Origin of the sequence: Vogesella fluminis, from assembly GCF_014652335.1 — a bacterium.
In the GTDB taxonomy this organism is placed as follows: domain Bacteria; phylum Pseudomonadota; class Gammaproteobacteria; order Burkholderiales; family Chromobacteriaceae; genus Vogesella; species Vogesella fluminis.
Map to the genome: position 1 here is coordinate 40649 of NZ_BMYP01000005.1, position 18904 is coordinate 59552.

The window sequence follows — 18904 nt, forward strand, 5'->3', positions numbered from 1 at the left end:
CTCAGGATTGGGGGCTCAGGATTGGTAGGGGTTTTCCAGGCGCTGCATCATGTCCACCAGGAACGCGCGCACCTGCTGTTCATCGCAGCCCATCAGGATGGCGTCCTCGAACGCGTCCTGCGCCATCTGGCCCAGCTCCTGCAGATTTTCCGTCATCACCTTGATCTTCTCGGTGCAGGACACCACGCTGCCGTCCGGAGCATACCAGGTGGGAAGTTGCAAACTCATGACTGTTTTACCTTGCTGAAAAAGCCAGCAGCCCGCAATCCGGGCTGCAAGCTGGAAAGGAGATGGATAGTCGCCATCCCGAAATGTTCCGTCCGTTCAGTCCGGTTTTTTCTTTTTGCGCGTGCTCTGCCCGCTTTTCTTGCGGCTGGCGCTCTTGCGTTCCGCTTCCTGCGCGCGCGCCGCCTTGCGCCGCTCGGTGCGGGTACTACGTTTCCCCTTCTCCGCTGCCGGTTTGTCAGCTGCCGGTTTGCCGGCAGGATTTTTCTCTGCCGCCTTTTTCTCAGCCACCGGCTCTTTCCATTCGCTGCCGCCACGGCTTACCCGTCGCGCACCGTTGAAGCGCTGCGCCCAGTAGCTGCTGGCCATGCTGACCACTTCCACCGACTTGCCGGTGCGCGGCGAATGAATGAACTTGTTGCCGCCCAGATAGAGGCCGACGTGGGAATACTGGAAACCGCGCGTGTTGTAGAACACCAGATCACCCGGCGCCAGCTCGTCGCGCTCGATCACGCGACCGGCGCGCGCCATCTCGGCCGAGGTGCGCGGCAGGTTGACACGCAGAGACTTGCGGAATACGTACTGGATGAAGCCGGAGCAGTCGAGGCCGGTTTCCGGACTGCTGCCGCCAAAGCGGTAGGCCACGCCCAGCAGGCTCATTGCCTGCAGCAGCAGGTCACCCACAGCCTCTTCGCCTGGCGCGGCAAACTGGGCTATCGGATCGGCAAAAATACCCAGATTCGGCTTGTTGCTGGCCGCCTGCTCCGGTTCGGCATGGGCAAACGACATAAATCCGGCCAAAATGATGGCAAACAGGTGAAGATGCAATTTCATAGGTTTGCACTGTAACGAAGCGATGCGGCACTGTAAAGCCGCCATAAGGGGTCAGAAAAAATGCTCAGAGAAACATTGATCGCCATGCGCGACTTGCCCCGCCTGCGCGAAATCAGCGCCTTATTGCTCAAGCACGGACTCGGCGAATTCGTACAGCGCTTGCGGCTGCCGGCAGCGGTGGAAAAAGCCGGCGAGTGGTTCAACCTGCGGCTGCCGGACAGTGCCGACGCCATCCCCGCGCCGATCCGTGTCCGCCTCGCCTTCGAAGAGCTGGGCCCCACCTTCATCAAGCTGGGCCAGATCCTGTCCACCCGCGTCGACCTGTTCGCGCCGGAATGGATCAATGAATTCGAAAAGCTGCAAAATACCGTGCCGCCGATAGCGGAAGCCCAGCTGGCGCCCTACCTGCAACAAGTGCTGGGCGAGGCGCCGGAGACGCTGTTCGCCCGCTTCGACATGGTACCGATCGGCTCGGCCTCCATCGCGCAAGTACACCGTGCCACGCTGCACGATGGCAGCGAGGTAGTGGTCAAGCTGCGCCGCCCCGGCATTGTGCCGAAAGTCGATGCCGACTTGCGCATCCTGGAGCACCTGGCCCATCTGATCGAACTGGAGTTCCCCGATGCGCGCCGCTTTATGCCGTCGGATATCGTGGCGCAGTTTTCCCGCTCTCTGAAACGTGAGCTGGATCTGGCTGCCGAAGCCCGCAATATGGAGCGCTTTGCCCGCGACTTTGCCGAGGATCCATACATCCGCATTCCCAAGGTGCACTGGGAGTACACCCGTGCCGATGTCAACGTGCAGGACTTCATCGACGGCCGCAGCGCCTCTCCGGTCAGCGCACTACCGGCGGCCGGACTGAATCCGCCGCTGCTGGCACGGCGCGGCGCCGACGCGGTGCTGAAGATGATCCTGCTCAACGGCTATTTCCACGCCGACCCGCATCCCGGCAACGTCATCTTTCTGCCGGATGACCGCATCGCCTTCATCGACTTCGGCATGGTCGGTCGCCTGTCACACCGTCGCCGCGACGAGATCGTCGATCTGCTGGCGGCCATGGCGCAACGCGACGAGCATGCAATGATGGGAGTACTGATAGGCTGGACCGGCAGCATACCGGTGGACGAGGAACAGTTTGCCGAGGACATCGGCGAGATCTTCTTCCAGTACGATCACGTGGTGCTGAAAGACCTCAACATGTCGCAGCTGATCAACGACCTGATGGCGCTGATCCGCAACCACGGCATCCTGCTGCCGGCGGACATGGCGATGCTGTTCAAGGCGCTGATCACGCTGGAGGGACTGGGCCGCCAGCTGGAGCCGCGATTCCAGCTGGTAGAACACCTCACCCCATTCGTGCGCAAGCTGATCATCGAGCGCTACCGCCCGGAGGCGCTGCTCAAGCGCGGCCGCGAAACGCTGAGCGACGGCTTTGCCATGCTGGCCAGCCTGCCACGCGACATTATCCGCATCGGGCGTGATATCCGGCACGGCAAGTTCCGCATCAATCTTGACCTGAAGCGGCTGGAGCAGTTTGGCCACCAACTGGACAAGAGCGTCAACCGGCTGACGATGGGCATCGTCACCGGTTGTCTGATCATCGGTTCCTCAATCGTGATGACGGTGGATGGCGGGCCGACCCTGTTCGGTCTGCCGCTGTTCGGCTTTCTCGGCTTCATGGTGGCGTTTTTCAACAGCATGTGGCTGATCTGGTCGATCTGGCTGGCCAGCAAGGAGTTTTAGAACCACCCCTTTCAAGGTCTTTTAGTGGAAACGGCAAAATCAATGAGTTACACGACGCGGTCGAAATTGCAAAGGACGACATTGGAATAATTTCTGATGCCAGCGAGTGTAAATCAATGGCTTGCCACACTCCCAAAGCACCGTTTTACAAAGACCCTGAACAGGTTCTTAGGCACCGGTTTGTGCATAAATGCAACGGTGATAGCCGTACCGCAATTTTATGTTGCATTCGCAAATGAGAATAAATATCATTGCTAAAAACTCAATGAAAGGTCTCATCATGAATGCAATGCTGGTCGGCGCCGACACCCTGGGCAATATTCCCGGCGTTCTGGACAATTTCGGCATTTCCATCAACAAACACCTCAGCGGGCGCAACAGCTCGCACCAGCGCAAGGTAGACCGCCTGCCGGCAGGCACCGACCTGCTGATCCTGTTCACCGACTTCCTTGGTCACAATGTGATGAAGCATTTCCGCCAACTGGCCAACGAGGAAAACATCCGCTTCATCGCCTGCCGCCGCTCGGTATGCTCGCTGAAGCAATCGCTGGAGTGTGTCGGCCTGTCCGAGCGTTGCGCCAGCTGTCCCAATGCCTGCCACCGCAAGCACTGAACCCGGCACACGCGACCAGACAAAACGCCCGGATCATCACGATCCGGGCGTTTTATTATCGACAATCCATCAGTCTGCCTTCAGCAGTGCCGATGGATCGAAACCGACCCGGATCGCACCCCAGTGCCGGCCTCCCAGCCGGATCGGCAATGCAATCTCGGACAGGATCTCGCCGGTATCGCGCATATAAGTCTGCAACAGGAATGGATGGGTATTCTTCGCCGATTTGATCCCGGTCGGATCGTTGAAGATGCGCTTGTCGCGGCTGCCGACCAGATCCTGCTGCAAATCACCGGTCAGCGGCTTGGAGTAGAAGCTGTTATGTGTCGGAGCATAGCCGTTGGTATCGACCAGCAGGCAGAAACGGCCGCCGTTGGTCTTTTGCACCACCTGGTCGTAGATCTTCTGCAGTGCCGGCGCCAGCTTGTCGTCGTAGGCGGTATGGAATTTCGCCGGATTGGAGCCGGGAATCGGCTGGTAGCGCTGGTCAAAGATGTTGATACCCTCGCCCTGCGCCTGCTCCAGCATTTCCGCCAGGTTATCGCGGGCGTGGCGGGCCACGGCGATCACCGCATCCAGTTCGCCCTCGCCGATCACGAAGCGCGACACCAGTTCCTGCACCTGCTCGGCGGCCACCGACAGTTTTACCGACACGTCTTCCGATTGCGCCAGGTGCGTGGATACCACCGTGCTCAGACCGTGTATCTCCGAAACATTTTGGTTGACCTGCAGGTTGGTGCCGGCGAACAGTTCCATGGTGGCGGCAATTTCGGTCAGTCCGCTGGCCATGTTCTCGAAATCGTTCATCATGCGGCCGAAGTGCTGTGAAGAGCGATTGACCACGGCCAGTGCCTGCGTGGTATCGGCATTGATGCGCGTGGTTGCCTCCTCGGTATGCGATACCAGACTGAGCATGCCATCTATATTGCCGGAAATTTCGTCGGTCGCCACGCCTACCCGCTCTGCCAGCTTGCGCACCTCGTCGGCCACCACCGCGAAACCGCGGCCGGACTCGCCGGCGCGCGCAGCCTCGATCGCCGCGTTCAGTGCCAACAGGTTGGTCTGTTCCGAGATGTCCTTGATCAGATCGACAATGGTCTTGATGCTGGCCGAGCGGCTGTTCAGCTCCACCACGGTATTGTTGAAGGCACCGACACGGCCGCTGATCTCATCTATCCGCGTCGCGGCATCCTGCAATTCGGCGTAGGACTCGCGCGCCATCTCCAGGTTGCCAACCGTAGTGGCAGAAATCGACTGCGTTTCGGCAGAGACCTGGCTGATGCCGGCAGTGGTCTTGTCACTGGAATCACGCACCTGGCTTGCCAGCTCGGCCTGCTGCTTGGCACTGCTCAGCGACTCGCCGATATTCTTGCGTGTACGGGCCGAATCCATGGCGATACGGATGGTCATGATGCGCACATTGCTGATGATTTCGCGCATCTTTTTCAGGAATTCGTTATAGGAAAGCGACAGGTCGCGGATTTCGTCGTAGGTGATGGTCGGGATCTCGCGCGACAGGTCGCCTTCGCCGGCACCGATTTCGCGGAAGATACCAATGATCATCTGCAATGGCCGCACGATCAGGAAGCGCAGATACCAGACCATGAAGGCAATGAATGCCAGCGACACGCACCAGATGGCAAACGACCAGATCATGGTCCTGTCCAGCAACACGAATATCTGCTGGCGAGTCGACTCGGTCAACTGGCCACTGACCAGCTGGCGGATGTCATCCAGTGCCAGGTAAACGTAGGCAATCAGGATCAACTGGAACAGGCTGATAAAGAAAAAGCTGCATAATTTCTTGGTCAGCGAGTTCCAGAATGACTTCTCCATCAGGTAATACGTCCGCCAGAACCAATTCATCCTTCGTCTCTCCTGTTGCTAGCTTGTGTACTTGTCTGTGCTTGTTATCGGTCGTTTTTACACTGTTTCCATGAAAAAAGACAGCGGGTATCTTAAATCAAATGACAGGCATCAAATTTTCTGATCGCTGCCAACAGAGCCAATATTCGTCCGGCGCGAACACCGGTAAGGAGCCGCTCACCGGGGTTTGCTGCTGCAGACTGAACCAGGGCTGGAACAGCGCCTGCAGCTGGGTCAGCGCAGCACCGAAGGGCGGGCCTTTCAAGGTTGGCCGCAAGAAGAAGTAGCCGGCGAGATAGCCGCCCGGCTTCACCAGCTGCGCCATTTTCTCGGCATAGGCCGGCCAGCGCGACGGCGGCAACGCACACAGGAAGGCGCGCTCGTACACCCAGTCCCAGCTACCGTCGACCTCGTCACCGAAAAAATCAGCCTGCCGCACCAGCCTTGCCAGCGGACCGAGCTGCTGCCGCGCCCGTGCCACGGCCTCAGCACTGAAGTCGATCGCGGCCACTCGCAAGCCCTGACGCTGCAGGTAGGCGACCTCGTAGCCGCTGCCGCAACCGGGCAGCAACACCGAATGAACCCGTGGCAGCAACGTCGGCACCAGCGCGGCGAACCCGGCCGGCAACTGGCCGCTCTCCCACGGTGTCACCTGCTGCCGGTAACGACTGTCCCAGAATGAACTCAAGCTGCTGTCCTGTGCCATGCGGCATCCCCCGGCTCCCGATCGAGCCGCTATCTTGCCGCCGACTGATAGGCAAACACAAGGAGCACTCAGTTCAGCGGTGTGCAGTCGGCATCGAACAGGCAGTCCCAGAAGAGATGCAGCCAGTCGTCGCGGTACACCGGCAGCAGGTAGCTGCGGCCGTCGTGGGTCAACAGCGGCACGTAGCCACGCCCCTGCCGCTGCTGCGGCCAACCCAGGGTGACCAGTAGCGATGGCGTCAGCACCAGCGTGGCCTGCCGCGGTGCCGGCCGGATCGACTGCAGACGACCGCCGGTCTGCATCGCCATCTGCAGCCAGACCTTGCGCCGTGACAGCTGCGCCTGGATGGCGGCGCGCTGGGCATCATCAAGCGCCAGCCAGTTGGAGACCTCGGCAAAACTCCGGCCGCAGCCGAAGCAGACATCATCACCGACGGCGGTGGAGCAGACTCCGGTGCATGGCGTGGCGATCATGATGGCAGCTCCCGGTGGCAACTACGGAGAAATCGGAATACGGAAAAATGATAAAGGCCACTTGCAAGCAAGTGGCCTTCGAATGAATTTTGGTCGGAGTGAAAGGATTCGAACCTTCGACCCCTTGCACCCCATGCAAGTGCGCTACCGGGCTGCGCCACACTCCGACTCAAGGGGAAAATTATAAACAGTTATTCAGTCTTTGCCAAGGCTCAGATCCAGCCAATCCAGGATGGCCTGCAGCTCCTTGCGCACCTCGCCGGCGGTGGCAGGGGCCGGCTGGTCGCCTTCCAGGCGCTGGCGGGCACCATGCAGCGTGAAACCGTCGTCGTAGAGCAGGGAACGGATGCGACGCACCAGCAAGACCTCGCGGTGCTGGTAGTAGCGACGGTTGCCGCGGCGCTTGACGTTGCGCAGCTCGGAAAACTCCTGCTCCCAATAGCGCAGTACATGCTGCTTGACGCCGGTCAGCTCGCTGACTTCACCGATGGTGAAATAGCGTTTGGCCGGAATGGCAGGAAGCTCAGCCTTGGGTATTTGCATGATGTTGTTCAACCATTCCCTTGAGTTTCTGACTTGCATGGAAAGTTACCACGCGTCGGGCGGTGATGGGAATCTCTTCGCCGGTTTTCGGGTTACGCCCCGGGCGCTGCGGCTTGTCGCGCAACTGGAAATTACCGAAACCGGACAGCTTGACGCTGGTGCCCGTTTCCAGAGTGGAACGGATTTCCTCAAAGAACGACTCCACCATTTCCTTGGCTTCGCGCTTGTTCAGGCCCACCTTGTCGAACAGCAGATCGGCCAGCTCGGCTTTGGTCAAAGTCATGACAATTCCTCACTACAACATCGGATAAAACGCCACCCGCCTGGCGGGTGGCCGACAGGGATGGATCAGGCGCGCAATACGGCACCGGCGGCTTCGGCTGCTGCCAGCATCGCGGCCACCGCTTGCTCGACTTCATTGTCGACCAGGGTGCGGTCGGCCGCCTGCAGCACGATGCGGAACGCCAGGCTCTTCTTACCCTCGTCCACGCCCTTGCCACGGTAGAGGTCGAACAGCGCCAGCTCGTGCACAAACTCGGGCGCGACCGCCAGCATCGCCTGCTGCAGTGTGGCGGCACTCACCTCTTCCGCCACCACCAGCGCCAGATCGCGACGCACCGGCTGGAACTTGCTGACCGGCGCCAGCTTGATGCGGCCAAGCTGCTCTACTGCGCAGGCCGCCAGCTCGAACAGCACCGGCGCGTTGGTCAGGCCGTAGGCCTGCACCCACTGCGGGTGCAATTCGCCCAGCAAGCCGACCACGGCGCCGTCCAGCAGCACCTCGGCGCAGCGGCCAGGATGGAAGGCCGGATGGGCGGCCTTGCGGTATGTCGCCACGCGCGGGTGCAGCAGTGCCTCGACGTCGGCCTTGATGTCGTAGAAATCGACGCGCTCGGCCTTGCTGGCCCACTGCTCGTCAACACGGCCGCCATACGCCAGCGCGGAGACGACTTCCGGCTGCTGTATGCTGCCGTCGGCCTGTTTGTGGAACACGCGGGCGATCTCGAACACGCGCACGCGGCTGTGCTTGCGGTTAAGGTTGGCCGCAAGGGTGTCCACCAGACCGCCTATCAGGCTGGAGCGCATCACGCTCATCTGGCTGGCGATCGGGTTGATCAGGCGGACCGGGTTGCTGTTACCGGCGAAGTCGCGCTCCCACTTTTCTTCCACGAAGGCGTAGCTGACGATTTCCTGGAAATCGCGACCGGCCAGCAGGCGGCGCACCTCGCTGCGCACGCGCAGGCCTTCCGGCTGCGGCAGCATGGTTTGCGCGGCGACCGGGGCGTTGGCCGGGATATTGTCGTAGCCGTAGACGCGGGCGATTTCCTCGATCAGGTCTTCCTCGATCGCGATATCGAAGCGGAAACTCGGCGCGGAAACCATGAAACCGTCGGCGTTCTGCTCGAACGGCAGGCCGAGGCGAGTGAAGATGGCGGCGATCTCGTCTGCGGCCAACGTTACACCCAGCACCCGGGCGACGCGGGCGGTACGCACCGCCACGCTGGCGCGCGCCGGCAGCGCCGACACGGTTTCGGTCAGCGGGCCGGGCTCGCCGCCGCAGATTTCCAGCACCAGCGCGGTGGCGCGCTCGATGGCCTCGGTCTGCAGCGCGAAATCCACGCCGCGTTCGTAGCGGTAGCTGGAATCGGAACCGAAGCCCAGCGCGCGGGCCTTGCCGGCGATGGCTTCCGGCTGGAAGAAGGCGCTTTCCAGGAAGATGTCGCGGCTGGCGGTGGTGACGCCGCTGTCCAGGCCGCCCATGATGCCGGCGATGGCCAGCGGCTTGGCGGCATCGGCGATCACCATCAGGTCCGGCGTCAGCTCGATTTCTTTCTCGTTGAGGCACACCAGCTTCTCGCCGGCGGCAGCCATGCGCACGGTGATGCCGCCGTCGATCTTGTCCAGATCGAACGCGTGCATCGGCTGGCCCTGCTCCAGCAGGATGTAGTTGGTGATGTCGACGATGGCGGAGATGGAACGCAGGCCGGAACGCTCCAGACGGCGCTTCATCCAGTCCGGTGTAGTCGCGGCGGCGTTGACGTTCTTCACTACGCGGCCAACGTAGCGGCCGCACGGTGCGTTGTCGGCAATCGCGACCGTCAGCTTGCTGTCGGTTTGCGGCGCCACGGCGGCGATGTCCCAGGCCGTCAGCGGGCTGCCGGTCAGTGCCGCCACTTCACGGGCGATACCGCGCACAGACAGGCAGTCGGCACGGTTCGGCGTGATCTTCAGCGTGAACAGGCTGTCGTCCAGGCCCAGATAGTCGCGGATGTTCTGCCCGACCGGCGCATCGGTCGGCAGCAGCATCAGGCCGTCAACCTCGTCCGGCACGCCCAGCTCCTTGCCGGAGCACAGCATGCCGCCGGATTCCACGCCGCGCATCTTGGTCGGCTTGATCCGGAAGTCACCCGGCAGGATGGCGCCCGGCAGCGCGCACGGCACCTTGACGCCCACGGCCACGTTCGGTGCGCCGCACACGATCTGCACCAGCTCGCCGGTACCGACATCGACCTTGGTCACGCGCAGGCGGTCGGCGTTTTCGTGCTTTTCACATTCTTTCACTTCGCCGATCACCACGCCGCTGAAAGCGGGGGCGGCGGCGTTGACTTCTTCCACTTCCAGGCCGGCCATGGTCAGCAGGTAGGACAGCTGGTCGGTGCTCAGCGACGGATTGACGCGGCTGCGCAGCCATTGTTCGGAAAATTGCATGATGAGTCTCCGTCGCGATCAGTTGAATTGTTTCAGGAAGGTCAGATCGTTCTCGAAGAACAAGCGCAGGTCGTTCACGCCGTAACGCAGCATGGCAAAGCGGTCGAGGCCGATACCGAAGGCGAAGCCGGTGTATTTTTCCGGGTCGATGCCGACATTGCGCAGCACGTTCGGGTGCACCATGCCGCTACCGCCGACTTCCAGCCAGCGGCCCTGCTCGTCCAGCACGTCGATCTCGGCCGAGGTCTCGGTGAACGGAAAGAAGGACGGGCGGAAGCGCACCTGCATGTCGTCGCGCTCGAAGAAGCGGCGCAGGAACTCGGTGATGGTGGCCTTCAGGTCGGCGAAGCTCACGTTCTGGTCGATCCACAGGCCTTCCATCTGGTGGAACATCGGCGAGTGGGTGGCATCGGAATCCACGCGGTAGACGCGGCCCGGGGCCACGATCTTGATCGGCGGCTGGTTGTCCAGCATGTAGCGCACCTGGATCGGGCTAGTATGGGTACGCAGCACGTCACCACCTTCGACATAGAAGGTGTCCTGCATGGCGCGCGCCGGGTGGTTTTCCGGAATGTTCAGCGCCTGGAAGTTGTGGAAATCGCTCTCGATTTCCGGGCCGTCGGCCACTTCAAAGCCCATGGTGGCAAACAGGCCGGTGATGCGCTCCAGCGTCAGCGTCACCGGGTGCAGACCGGCAGGCAGGATGCCACGACCCGGCAGGGTCACGTCCAGCGACTCTGCGGCCAACTGTGCCGCCAGCCTGGCGGCATTGAAGCCGTCGCGCACTTCGTTATGACGGGTCTCGAACGCCTGCTTGGCGGCGTTGATGGTGGCGCCGGCACTCTTGCGCTCTTCGGGCGACAGTTTGCCCAGCTGCTTCAGCAACTCGGTCAGGGCACCGCTTTTACCAAGATAGCGGGCCTTGACCTGCTCCAGTTCAACGAGATCGGCAGCAGCATCGAGTGCCGCCAGACCCTCCTTGAGAATCACGTCAACATTGCTCATGGGTCGCACCAGTATGCGTAAGAAAACTGACCGGAACGGGGCGCGCTCGAGTCAGCCATCTTGGGGAAGATCGAAAAAAAAGGGAGGCATCAGCCTCCCTTTTCAGTGTCCAGCGCTTAAGCGAGGGCGGCTTTTGCTTTTTCAACGATTTGAGCAAATGCCGGCTTGTCGAACACGGCCAGATCGGCCAGGACCTTGCGGTCGATTTCGATCAGCGCTTTCTTCAGGCCGTTCATGAACTTGCTGTATGGCAGGCCGTTCTCACGCGAAGCGGCGTTGATACGGGCAATCCACAGTTGACGGAACTGACGCTTTTTCTGACGACGGTCACGGTAGGCGTACTGACCAGCTTTCATCACCGCCTGTTTGGCGATGCGATAGACGTTCTTGCGGCGGCCGCGATAGCCTTTCGCCAGGGTCAGGATTTTCTTGTGACGGGCACGTGCGGTTACACCGCGTTTTACGCGTGGCATGAATTATCTCCTTAAGCGTAGGGCATCATTGCACGAACAGAAGCCATGTTGGTGCTATCCACCATGGCGGTACCGCGCAATTGACGTTTGGTTTTGGTGGATTTCTTGGTCAGAATATGACGCTTGAACGCCATAGAGCGCTTGACACCACCATTGCCCAATACTTTGAGACGCTTCTTCGCGCCCGACTTGGTTTTCATTTTCGGCATGGAATGCTCCTGCTGAATTTTCGTTAGATTAGACCCAGGGTGGCCACCGGCACTTGAAACCTCTGCGTCACGCTTTTGTGCAGACCGTTACCGGCCCACAAAATCAACACGGCAGGCGAACCTGCCGTGAAGAAGTCGATGATTATACCCGATTATTTCTTTTTCGGGGCAATCATCATGACCATTTGGCGGCCTTCCAGTCGCGGGAACTGCTCGACCGTACCCACTTCCGCCAAATCGGCTTCCACGCGCTTGAGCAGCGCGAGACCGATATCCTGGTGAGCCATCTCACGACCACGGAAACGCAGGGTTACCTTGGCTTTGTCACCTTCAGTGAGGAAGCGGATCAGGTTACGCAGCTTGACGTTGTAGTCGCCATCGTCGGTACCCGGACGGAACTTGATTTCCTTGATCTGGATCTGCTTCTGCTTCTGCTTCGCTTCGTGGCGCTTCTTGGACTGCTCGTACTTGTACTTGCCGTAGTCCATCAGCTTGACCACCGGCGGCTGGGCCGTCGGCGAAATTTCCACCAGATCAACGTCGCGTTCTTCCGCCAGCGCCAGACCTTCACGCAGACTGACGATACCGAGCTGCTCGCCTTCTTCTCCTACCAGACGGATCTCGCGGGCGGTGATTTCGCCATTGATCCGTGGTTCGCGTTCCTGAGCTATAGCCAATACTCCTGTAGTTTAGTGATCGTACCCGTAGGCACTCAGACCTGCGCCATCGCGGCTTGCAGGTGCTCAGCAAAGGCTTGCAGGGTCATCTGACCCAGATCCTCGCCGCGAGCACGTACGGCCACCAGCCCGCCCTCTTTTTCCTTGTCGCCGATGACGACCTGATAAGGGAGCTTCTGCAGGCTGTGCTCGCGGATTTTATAGCCGATCTTTTCGTTTCTCAAGTCAAGATCGACTTTGTAACCCAGTTTACGCAAACTGGTTGCCACATCCGCAGCATAATCGGCCTGTGCGCTGGTGATATTCATCACCACCATCTGCACCGGCGCCAGCCACAGCGGGAACACACCGGCGTGGTTTTCGATCAGGATGCCGATGAAGCGCTCCAGCGAGCCCAGGATCGCACGGTGCAGCATCACCGGACGGGCACGACCGTTATCCTCGGTGACATACTCGGCGCCGAGACGCTCCGGCAGCACGTAGTCCAGCTGCAGGGTACCGCACTGCCAGGAACGGCCCAGCGCGTCCTTGATGTGATACTCGATCTTCGGACCGTAGAACGCGCCCTCGCCCGGCAGCTCTTCCCACTCCACGCCGCAGGCGCGCAGCGCCTCGCGCAGCCCCTCTTCGGCACGGTCCCAGGTTTCCAGCGTGCCGGCGTACTTTTCCGGACGCAGCGACAGCTTGATCGCCACCTTGTCGAAGCCGAAGCGCTTGTACACCGCCATGGTCAGCTCGTTGAAGGCACGCGCCTCTTCGATGATCTGCTCTTCGGTACAGAAGATGTGGGCATCGTCCTGCACAAAACCGCGCACGCGCATGATGCCGTGCAGCGCACCGGACGGCTCGTTGCGATGGCAGGCGCCGAATTCGGCCAGCCGCATCGGCAGGTCGCGGTAGGAGCGCAGGCCCTGGTTGAATACCTGCACGTGACCCGGGCAGTTCATCGGCTTCACCGCGTAGTCGCGTTTTTCCGACTCGGTAGTAAACATGCCTTCACGATAGTTTTCCCAGTGGCCGGATTTTTCCCACAGCACGCGGTCCATCACCATCGGAGTGCGGATTTCCTGATAGCCGGCCTCGGTCAGTGTCTTGCGCATGTACTGTTCGATGCTCTGCCACAGCGCCCAGCCCTTCGGATGCCAGAACACCATGCCCGGCGCCTCGTCCTGCAAGTGGAACAGGTCCAGTTGCCGGCCCAGCTTGCGGTGGTCGCGCTTTTCCGCCTCTTCCAGCATGAACAGATACTGCTCCAGGTCTTCCTTCTTCTGCCAGGCGGTGCCGTAGATACGCTGCAGCATCTCGTTATTGCTGTCGCCACGCCAGTAGGCACCGGCCACCTTCATCAGCTTGAACACCTTCAGCTTGCCGGTGGACGGCACGTGCGGGCCGCGGCACAGGTCGGTGAAGCCACCCTCGCGGTACAGGCTCAGCACTTCACCCTGCGGAATGGACTCGATGATCTCGGCCTTGTATGCCTCGCCGATGCTCTTGAAGTAGGCGATCGCCTCGTCGCGCGGCAGCTCGTAGCGCTCAACCGGGATGTCCTTTTTCGCCAGCTCGGTCATCTTCTTCTCGATCGCCGCCAGGTCTTCCGGTGTAAACGGACGCTTGTAGGCGAAATCGTAGTAGAAGCCGTTTTCGATCTCCGGCCCGATGGTGACCTGCGCCTCCGGAAACAGCTCCTTCACCGCATACGCCAGCAGGTGGGCAGTGGAGTGACGGATGATGGACAGGCCGTCGACATCCTTTTCGGTAATGATGGCCAGATCAACGTTGGCCGCAATCAGATAGGACGTATCAACCAGTTGGCCGTCCACGCGACCAGCCAGCGCCGCACGCGCAAGACCGGTACCGATGGACGCAGCCACTTCGTGCACCGTTACCGGCTTGTCGAAGGAACGGATGGAACCGTCGGGCAGGCGAATGTCAGGCATAGCAACTCCAGCTTTAAAGTGAAGGTGGACGACAAAAATCCAAAAAAAAAGTGCGGCTTGAGCCGCACTTTCTGGTTTGCTTGGAGTATTCCTTTAATTCAAAGGCACCCCGTATGGCTCGGTTTTATCGCGAGATACGGGTGGTGGTAGTTCGCTCGAACATACAATACTCCAGACTGAATTTGGTAGGCACGATCGGATTCGAACCAACGACCCCCACCATGTCAAGGTGGTGCTCTAACCAACTGAGCTACGTGCCTGCAATCAAGGCTGCCGATATTACCAACCGGCGCCGGAAAACGCAAGCCGCTTGCGTGCAAAGCTCACACGCCGGCCGCACGCGGGGTGTATACTGCGCGGCTAAATTTCCGATTCCAGCCATTATTATCAAGCACATGCTGAAGTTTACCCTGCACAAGACATCGGGTGGCGCCCGCCGCGGCACCCTGGAACTGAACCACGGCAAGGTCGAGACCCCGGTGTTCCAGCCGGTGGGCACCTACGGCTCGGTGAAGGCGATGAGCCCGCACGAGCTGCACGACATCAAGGCCCAGATCATTCTCGGCAACACCTTCCACCTGTGGCTGCGCCCAGGCCTCGACATCATCGAGAAGTTCGGCGGCCTGCACGACTTCATCGGCTGGGACAAGCCCATCCTCACCGACTCCGGCGGCTTCCAGGTGTTCAGCCTCGGCGCGCTGAACAAGATTACCGAGGAAGGCGTCACCTTCCAGAGCCCGGTCAACGGCGACAAGCTGTTCCTGTCACCGGAAAAGTCGATGGAAATCCAGAAGGTGCTCAACTCCGACATCGTGATGATCTTCGACGAATGCACCCCCGGCCAGGTCGATCACGCCACCGCCGCCAAGTCGATGCGCATGAGCCTGCGCTGGGCCGAGCGCTCGCGCCGCGCCTTCGACGAGCTGAACAACCCCAACGCGCTGTTCGGCATCGTGCAGGGCAATCTGTACAAGGACCTGCGCCAGGAGTCGCTGGACGGCCTGATGCAGATCGGTTTCGACGGCATCGCCATCGGCGGCCTGTCGGTGGGCGAGCCGAAGCCCGAGATGTACCGCATGCTGACCGAACTGAAGGACATGCTGCCGGCCGACAAGCCGCACTACCTGATGGGCGTCGGCACGCCGGAAGACCTGGTGCACGGCGTCGCCAACGGCATCGACATGTTCGACTGTGTAATGCCGACCCGCAATGCGCGCAACGGCTGGCTGTTCACGCAATGGGGCGACCTGAAGATCAAGAACGCGCGCTACAAGGATGACAAGAAGCCGCTGGACGAGCAGTGCGAGTGCTACGCCTGCCGCCACTTCAGCCGTGCCTACCTGCACCACCTGCACCGCACCGGCGAGATTCTCGGCGCCCGCCTCAACACCATCCACAACCTGCACTACTATCAGGTACTGATGCAGGAAATGCGCGACGCCATCGACGCCGACCGCTTCGAGGACTGGAAAGCAGGCTTCCACGAGCGTCGCGCCTGCGGCGTGAACTGAGGCCACCGACGGCTGTCAGTGCATGGTCGCGTCACGCACCGCCATGCCGCTTGCAAAAGCGGCATGGCGGCACAATGGTTGGAAATCAGCCGCAGCGTGGCTACAATCGGCCACTTGCACACGTAATACCCGCATTCAACTTGAAAACAGGGAGTATCACTCGATGTTCATCGCCCCCGCATTTGCCAACACCTCCGCCACCGGCGGCTTCGATCTGGTGAGCTTCTTGCCCATGATCGTGATTTTCGTTTTGTTCTGGTTTCTGCTGATCCGTCCGCAACAGAAGAAAATGAAAGAACACCAGAAGATGCTGTCTGAAATCAACAAGGGCGACGAGGTGGCAACCCAAGGCGGCATCGTCGGCCGCGTCACCAAGGCCGGTGAACAGTATCTGTCGATCGAAATCGCCAACGGCGTGGAAATCAATGTCCAGCGTGGCGCCGTTGCCACCAAGCTGGAAAAAGGCACCATCAAGTCCCTGTAATCCCAATGGGCCGCCCTGGCGGCCCTTTTTCCTGTTACCGCCTCCATGAACCGCTTCCCGATCTGGAAATACCTCGTCATTGCGGTAGTGCTGATTGTCTCGACAATCTATACCCTGCCCAATTTCTTTGGCGAAACCCCTGCCGTGCAAATCTCCAGCACCCGCCAATCCGTTGCCGTGGATACGGCACTGATGAGCCGCGTGGAAAGCGCCCTGCAGCAACACGGCATCAAGCCCGCCGGCCTGTTCCTCGATGGCAACAGCCTGAAAGTGCGCTTCAATGATCCCGACACGCAGATCAAGGCACGCGACATCATCCAGCAAGCGCTGGGCGACACCTACATCATCGCGCTGAACCTGCTGGCGGCCTCGCCGGAATGGCTGAGCCGCCTGCACGCCAACCCGATGTTCCTCGGTCTCGACCTGCGCGGCGGCGTGCACTTCCTGCTGGAAGTCGACATGCAGGCGGCCGTGGACAAGACCATGGAACGCTACGCCGGCGACATCCGCCGCGAGCTGAAAGCCGGCAAGGTGCGTTACGGTGCCATCAAGCGCACCGGCAACACCGCGCTGGAGGTACAACTGCGTGACCAGGAAACGCTGAACGCTGCCGCCGACAAGCTGGCGCGCAACCTGCCGTCGCTGACCTTCAGCACTGACGAGCAGCTGTTCCGCCTTAGCCTGACACTGAAACCGGAAGAGATCACCCGCATCCAGAGCGATGCCGTGTCGCAGAACATCACCACACTGCACAACCGTGTCAACGAGCTGGGCGTCGCCGAACCGGTGATCCAGCAAGCCGGCCCGAGCCGCATCGTGGTGCAGCTGCCGGGCGTGCAGGACACCGCCAAGGCCAAGGACATCCTCGGCCGTACCGCCACGCTGCAGGTACGCATGGTGGAAGACGATCCGTCGCGCGTGGCCGAAGCGATGGCCGGCAACGTGCCGACCGGCTACGAACTGCTGGACGAAGCCAGCTCGCAGGGCATCCAGAAGATCCTGTTGAAGAAGGATGTCGAGCTGACCGGCGACAACATCAACTCGGCCCAGCCCGGCTTTGACCAGAATGGCGGCGCCTCGGTGGACATCGGCCTGGACAGCACCGGCGCCGAGATTTTCCGCAGCCTGACCGCGGAAAACATCGGCAAGCGCATGGCGATGGTGCTGGTCGAGAAGAACAAGAGCGAAGTGGTGACCGCACCGGTGATCCGCAGTGAAATCGGCGGCGGCCGCGTGCAGATCTCCGGCAGCATGAATCCGGCCGAAGCCAACGACGTGGCGCTGCTGCTGCGCGCCGGCTCACTGGCCGCGCCGATGAACATCATCGAGGAACGCACCATCGGCCCGAGCCTGGGCAAGGAAAACATCGAGAAGGGCTTCAGCGCCACGCTGTGGGGCTTTGCCGCCATCGCCGTGTTCATGGTGCTGTACTACCGCGTGTTCGGCCTGATCTCGGTGGCCTCGCTCGGTGTCAACCTGTTCATGCTGATCGCACTGCTGTCGATGCTGCAGGCAACGCTGACGCTGCCGGGCATTGCCGCGATCGCGCTGACGCTGGGCATGGCCATCGACGCCAACGTGCTGATCAACGAGCGCATCCGCGAAGAGCTGCGCAACGGCGTGCCGCCGCAGTCGGCGATCCAGGCCGGTTACGGCCACGCCTGGGCGACGATTCTGGACTCGAACGTGACCACGCTGATCGCCGGTATCGCGCTGCTGATCTTCGGCTCCGGCCCGGTGCGCGGCTTTGCCGTGGTGCACTGCCTCGGCATCCTGACCTCGATGTTCTCCGCGGTGCTGGTATCGCGCGGCATCGTCAACCTGTGGTACGGCCGTCGCCGCCGCCTGACTGCCGTGTCCATCGGCCAGGTGTGGAAGCCGGAAACCAAGTAAGGATCAAGAAACATGGAGTTTTTCCGCATCAAACGGGACATCCCGTTCATGAGCTACGGCAAGCTCACCACCGCGATCTCGCTGGTGACCTTCATCCTGGCGGTGTTCTTCCTGTTCAGCAAAGGGCTGAACCTGTCGGTGGAATTCACCGGCGGCACGGTGATGGAGGTGCAGTACCGGCAGCCGGCCAATATCGCCGACATCCGCCATCGCGTGGAAACGCTGAAAGTGGGCGAAGTGCAGGTGCAGAGCCTGGGCACCAGCCGCGACGTGCTGATCCGCCTGCCGAACAAGGAAGGCACCAGCTCCGCCAAGCTGTCGGAACAGGTGATGAGCCTGCTCAAGGCCGGTGACGCCGGCGTGCAGCTGCGCAAGGTCGAGTTCGTCGGCCCAAGCGTCGGCGAGGAGCTGGTCAGCAGCGGCCTGACCGCGATCCTGCTGGTCTGCATCGGCATCGTGATCTACCTCGCGCTGCGCTTCGAGTGGCGGCTGGCGGTATCGGCGATCATCGCCAACATGCACGACGTGGTGATCATCATCGGCTGCTTCGCGCTGTTCCAGTGGGAATTCAGCCTGACGGTACTGGCCGGTGTGCTGGCGGTGCTGGGCTACTCGGTCAACGAATCGGTGGTGGTGTTCGACCGGATCCGCGAGAACTTCCGCAAGCCGGGCATGCGCGGTCGCAGCACCGCGGAAGTGATCGACAACGCGATCACCTCCACCATCAGCCGCACCATGATCACCCACGGCTCCACCGAGACGGTGGTGCTGGCGATGCTGCTGTTCGGCGGCCCGGCGCTGCACGGCTTTGCCATGGCGCTGACCATCGGCATCGTGTTCGGCATCTACTCCTCGGTGCTGGTCGCCAGCCCGCTGGCGCTGGCGCTGGGCGTCAAGCGCGAGCACATGATCAAGATCGTGAAGCCAAAAGAAGAAGCAGTGGTCTGACGCGTCGCGCACCGGACCTGAGCAAGGTTGGCCGCAGGCAATGCGGCCAACCTTT

General features: G+C 61.0%; 19 protein-coding genes and 2 tRNA genes. 6 read left to right on the forward strand and 15 right to left on the reverse strand.

All coding sequences use genetic code 11. The annotated features are described in order from the left end of the window. Window positions 1-15: 15 nt before the first annotated feature. On the reverse strand, window positions 16-228 hold the full coding sequence (locus tag IE083_RS02770) for a hypothetical protein (RefSeq protein WP_047967896.1): 213 nt from the start codon (window positions 226-228) through the stop codon (window positions 16-18). Window positions 229-324: 96 nt separating this feature from the next. Continuing rightward, a complete protein-coding gene (locus IE083_RS02775; protein ID WP_189352114.1) occupies window positions 325-1059 on the reverse strand; it encodes a C40 family peptidase in 735 nt (244 codons plus the stop codon). 84 nt (window positions 1060-1143) lie between these two features. Here IE083_RS02775 and IE083_RS02780 point away from each other — a divergent pair, with 84 nt between their 5' ends. Both IE083_RS02780 and IE083_RS02785 read left to right on the forward strand, forming a co-directional pair. Continuing rightward, entirely contained in the window at window positions 1144-2802 is a 1659-nt protein-coding gene (locus IE083_RS02780) for an ABC1 kinase family protein (RefSeq protein WP_229799564.1), read from the forward strand. A 280-nt stretch (window positions 2803-3082) separates the two neighbouring features. Further along, window positions 3083-3415 carry a DUF2325 domain-containing protein gene (locus tag IE083_RS02785; protein ID WP_047967893.1) on the forward strand — a complete coding sequence of 111 codons (333 nt, stop codon included), beginning with the start codon at window positions 3083-3085 and terminating at the stop codon, window positions 3413-3415. 69 nt (window positions 3416-3484) lie between these two features. Here IE083_RS02785 and IE083_RS02790 read toward each other — a convergent pair whose 3' ends face one another. From IE083_RS02790 to IE083_RS02850, 13 genes are all read right to left on the reverse strand, one after another. Beyond that, window positions 3485-5281, reverse strand: a complete 1797-nt coding sequence (locus tag IE083_RS02790; RefSeq protein ID WP_189352116.1) for a methyl-accepting chemotaxis protein — start codon at window positions 5279-5281, stop codon at window positions 3485-3487. Window positions 5282-5378: 97 nt separating this feature from the next. After that, on the reverse strand, window positions 5379-5969 hold the full coding sequence (locus IE083_RS02795) for a methyltransferase domain-containing protein (RefSeq protein WP_229799565.1): 591 nt from the start codon (window positions 5967-5969) through the stop codon (window positions 5379-5381). A gap of 86 nt (window positions 5970-6055) precedes the next feature. Further along, the gene (locus tag IE083_RS02800; protein ID WP_189352118.1) at window positions 6056-6460 is read right to left on the reverse strand and encodes a DUF1289 domain-containing protein; all 405 of its coding nucleotides are present in this window, start codon (window positions 6458-6460) and stop codon (window positions 6056-6058) included. A 90-nt stretch (window positions 6461-6550) separates the two neighbouring features. After that, a tRNA-Pro gene (locus IE083_RS02805) sits at window positions 6551-6627 on the reverse strand. 28 nt (window positions 6628-6655) lie between these two features. Further along, window positions 6656-7003, reverse strand: a complete 348-nt coding sequence (locus tag IE083_RS02810) for a MerR family transcriptional regulator (protein ID WP_047967889.1) — start codon at window positions 7001-7003, stop codon at window positions 6656-6658. Beyond that, the gene (locus tag IE083_RS02815) at window positions 6984-7286 is read right to left on the reverse strand and encodes an integration host factor subunit alpha (protein ID WP_189352119.1); all 303 of its coding nucleotides are present in this window, start codon (window positions 7284-7286) and stop codon (window positions 6984-6986) included. The genes IE083_RS02810 and IE083_RS02815 overlap by 20 nt, the downstream gene beginning before the upstream one ends. A 65-nt stretch (window positions 7287-7351) precedes the next feature. Continuing rightward, entirely contained in the window at window positions 7352-9712 is a 2361-nt protein-coding gene (gene pheT / locus IE083_RS02820; RefSeq protein WP_189352120.1) for a phenylalanine--tRNA ligase subunit beta, read from the reverse strand. A gap of 18 nt (window positions 9713-9730) precedes the next feature. Continuing rightward, the gene (gene pheS / locus IE083_RS02825; protein WP_189352121.1) at window positions 9731-10717 is read right to left on the reverse strand and encodes a phenylalanine--tRNA ligase subunit alpha; all 987 of its coding nucleotides are present in this window, start codon (window positions 10715-10717) and stop codon (window positions 9731-9733) included. A 116-nt stretch (window positions 10718-10833) separates the two neighbouring features. Then, on the reverse strand, window positions 10834-11190 hold the full coding sequence (rplT, locus tag IE083_RS02830; protein ID WP_189352122.1) for a 50S ribosomal protein L20: 357 nt from the start codon (window positions 11188-11190) through the stop codon (window positions 10834-10836). An 11-nt stretch (window positions 11191-11201) separates the two neighbouring features. Next, on the reverse strand, window positions 11202-11399 hold the full coding sequence (gene rpmI / locus IE083_RS02835; RefSeq protein ID WP_189352123.1) for a 50S ribosomal protein L35: 198 nt from the start codon (window positions 11397-11399) through the stop codon (window positions 11202-11204). A gap of 152 nt (window positions 11400-11551) precedes the next feature. Next, a complete protein-coding gene (infC, locus tag IE083_RS02840; RefSeq protein ID WP_082133798.1) occupies window positions 11552-12076 on the reverse strand; it encodes a translation initiation factor IF-3 in 525 nt (174 codons plus the stop codon). A gap of 35 nt (window positions 12077-12111) precedes the next feature. Then, the gene (gene thrS, locus IE083_RS02845; RefSeq protein ID WP_189352124.1) at window positions 12112-14013 is read right to left on the reverse strand and encodes a threonine--tRNA ligase; all 1902 of its coding nucleotides are present in this window, start codon (window positions 14011-14013) and stop codon (window positions 12112-12114) included. A gap of 183 nt (window positions 14014-14196) precedes the next feature. Further along, window positions 14197-14273: transfer RNA gene (locus tag IE083_RS02850), tRNA-Val, on the reverse strand. Window positions 14274-14408: 135 nt separating this feature from the next. On the opposite strand from IE083_RS02850, the gene tgt reads away from it, so the two are divergent. From tgt to secF, 4 genes are read left to right on the forward strand one after another with little or no spacing between them, the layout of a single operon-like run. Continuing rightward, a complete protein-coding gene (tgt, locus tag IE083_RS02855; protein WP_189352125.1) occupies window positions 14409-15524 on the forward strand; it encodes a tRNA guanosine(34) transglycosylase Tgt in 1116 nt (371 codons plus the stop codon). 22 nt (window positions 15525-15546) lie between these two features. Continuing rightward, window positions 15547-16008: a preprotein translocase subunit YajC gene (gene yajC / locus IE083_RS02860; RefSeq protein WP_308426728.1), complete on the forward strand. Its 462-nt coding sequence runs from the start codon at window positions 15547-15549 to the stop codon at window positions 16006-16008. Window positions 16009-16053: 45 nt separating this feature from the next. Beyond that, on the forward strand, window positions 16054-17901 hold the full coding sequence (gene secD / locus IE083_RS02865; RefSeq protein ID WP_189352126.1) for a protein translocase subunit SecD: 1848 nt from the start codon (window positions 16054-16056) through the stop codon (window positions 17899-17901). A 12-nt stretch (window positions 17902-17913) separates the two neighbouring features. Next, window positions 17914-18849, forward strand: a complete 936-nt coding sequence (secF, locus tag IE083_RS02870; RefSeq protein ID WP_189352127.1) for a protein translocase subunit SecF — start codon at window positions 17914-17916, stop codon at window positions 18847-18849. Window positions 18850-18904 lie beyond the last annotated feature (55 nt).

Excerpts from the sequence above, each read along its gene's own strand:
- IE083_RS02770 (WP_047967896.1), bottom strand. The coding sequence starts at position 228 with ATGAGTTTGCAACTTCCCACCTGGTATGCTCCGGACGGCAGCGTGGTG.
- IE083_RS02775 (WP_189352114.1), bottom strand. The coding sequence starts at position 1,059 with ATGAAATTGCATCTTCACCTGTTTGCCATCATTTTGGCCGGATTTATG.
- IE083_RS02780 (WP_229799564.1), top strand. The coding sequence starts at position 1,144 with ATGCGCGACTTGCCCCGCCTGCGCGAAATCAGCGCCTTATTGCTCAAG.
- IE083_RS02785 (WP_047967893.1), top strand. The coding sequence starts at position 3,083 with ATGAATGCAATGCTGGTCGGCGCCGACACCCTGGGCAATATTCCCGGC.
- IE083_RS02790 (WP_189352116.1), bottom strand. The coding sequence starts at position 5,281 with ATGAATTGGTTCTGGCGGACGTATTACCTGATGGAGAAGTCATTCTGG.
- IE083_RS02800 (WP_189352118.1), bottom strand. The coding sequence starts at position 6,460 with ATGATCGCCACGCCATGCACCGGAGTCTGCTCCACCGCCGTCGGTGAT.
- IE083_RS02810 (WP_047967889.1), bottom strand. The coding sequence starts at position 7,003 with ATGCAAATACCCAAGGCTGAGCTTCCTGCCATTCCGGCCAAACGCTAT.
- IE083_RS02815 (WP_189352119.1), bottom strand. The coding sequence starts at position 7,286 with ATGACTTTGACCAAAGCCGAGCTGGCCGATCTGCTGTTCGACAAGGTG.
- pheT (WP_189352120.1), bottom strand. The coding sequence starts at position 9,712 with ATGCAATTTTCCGAACAATGGCTGCGCAGCCGCGTCAATCCGTCGCTG.
- pheS (WP_189352121.1), bottom strand. The coding sequence starts at position 10,717 with ATGAGCAATGTTGACGTGATTCTCAAGGAGGGTCTGGCGGCACTCGAT.
- rplT (WP_189352122.1), bottom strand. The coding sequence starts at position 11,190 with ATGCCACGCGTAAAACGCGGTGTAACCGCACGTGCCCGTCACAAGAAA.
- rpmI (WP_189352123.1), bottom strand. The coding sequence starts at position 11,399 with ATGCCGAAAATGAAAACCAAGTCGGGCGCGAAGAAGCGTCTCAAAGTA.
- thrS (WP_189352124.1), bottom strand. The coding sequence starts at position 14,013 with ATGCCTGACATTCGCCTGCCCGACGGTTCCATCCGTTCCTTCGACAAG.
- tgt (WP_189352125.1), top strand. The coding sequence starts at position 14,409 with ATGCTGAAGTTTACCCTGCACAAGACATCGGGTGGCGCCCGCCGCGGC.
- yajC (WP_308426728.1), top strand. The coding sequence starts at position 15,547 with ATGGTCGCGTCACGCACCGCCATGCCGCTTGCAAAAGCGGCATGGCGG.
- secD (WP_189352126.1), top strand. The coding sequence starts at position 16,054 with ATGAACCGCTTCCCGATCTGGAAATACCTCGTCATTGCGGTAGTGCTG.
- secF (WP_189352127.1), top strand. The coding sequence starts at position 17,914 with ATGGAGTTTTTCCGCATCAAACGGGACATCCCGTTCATGAGCTACGGC.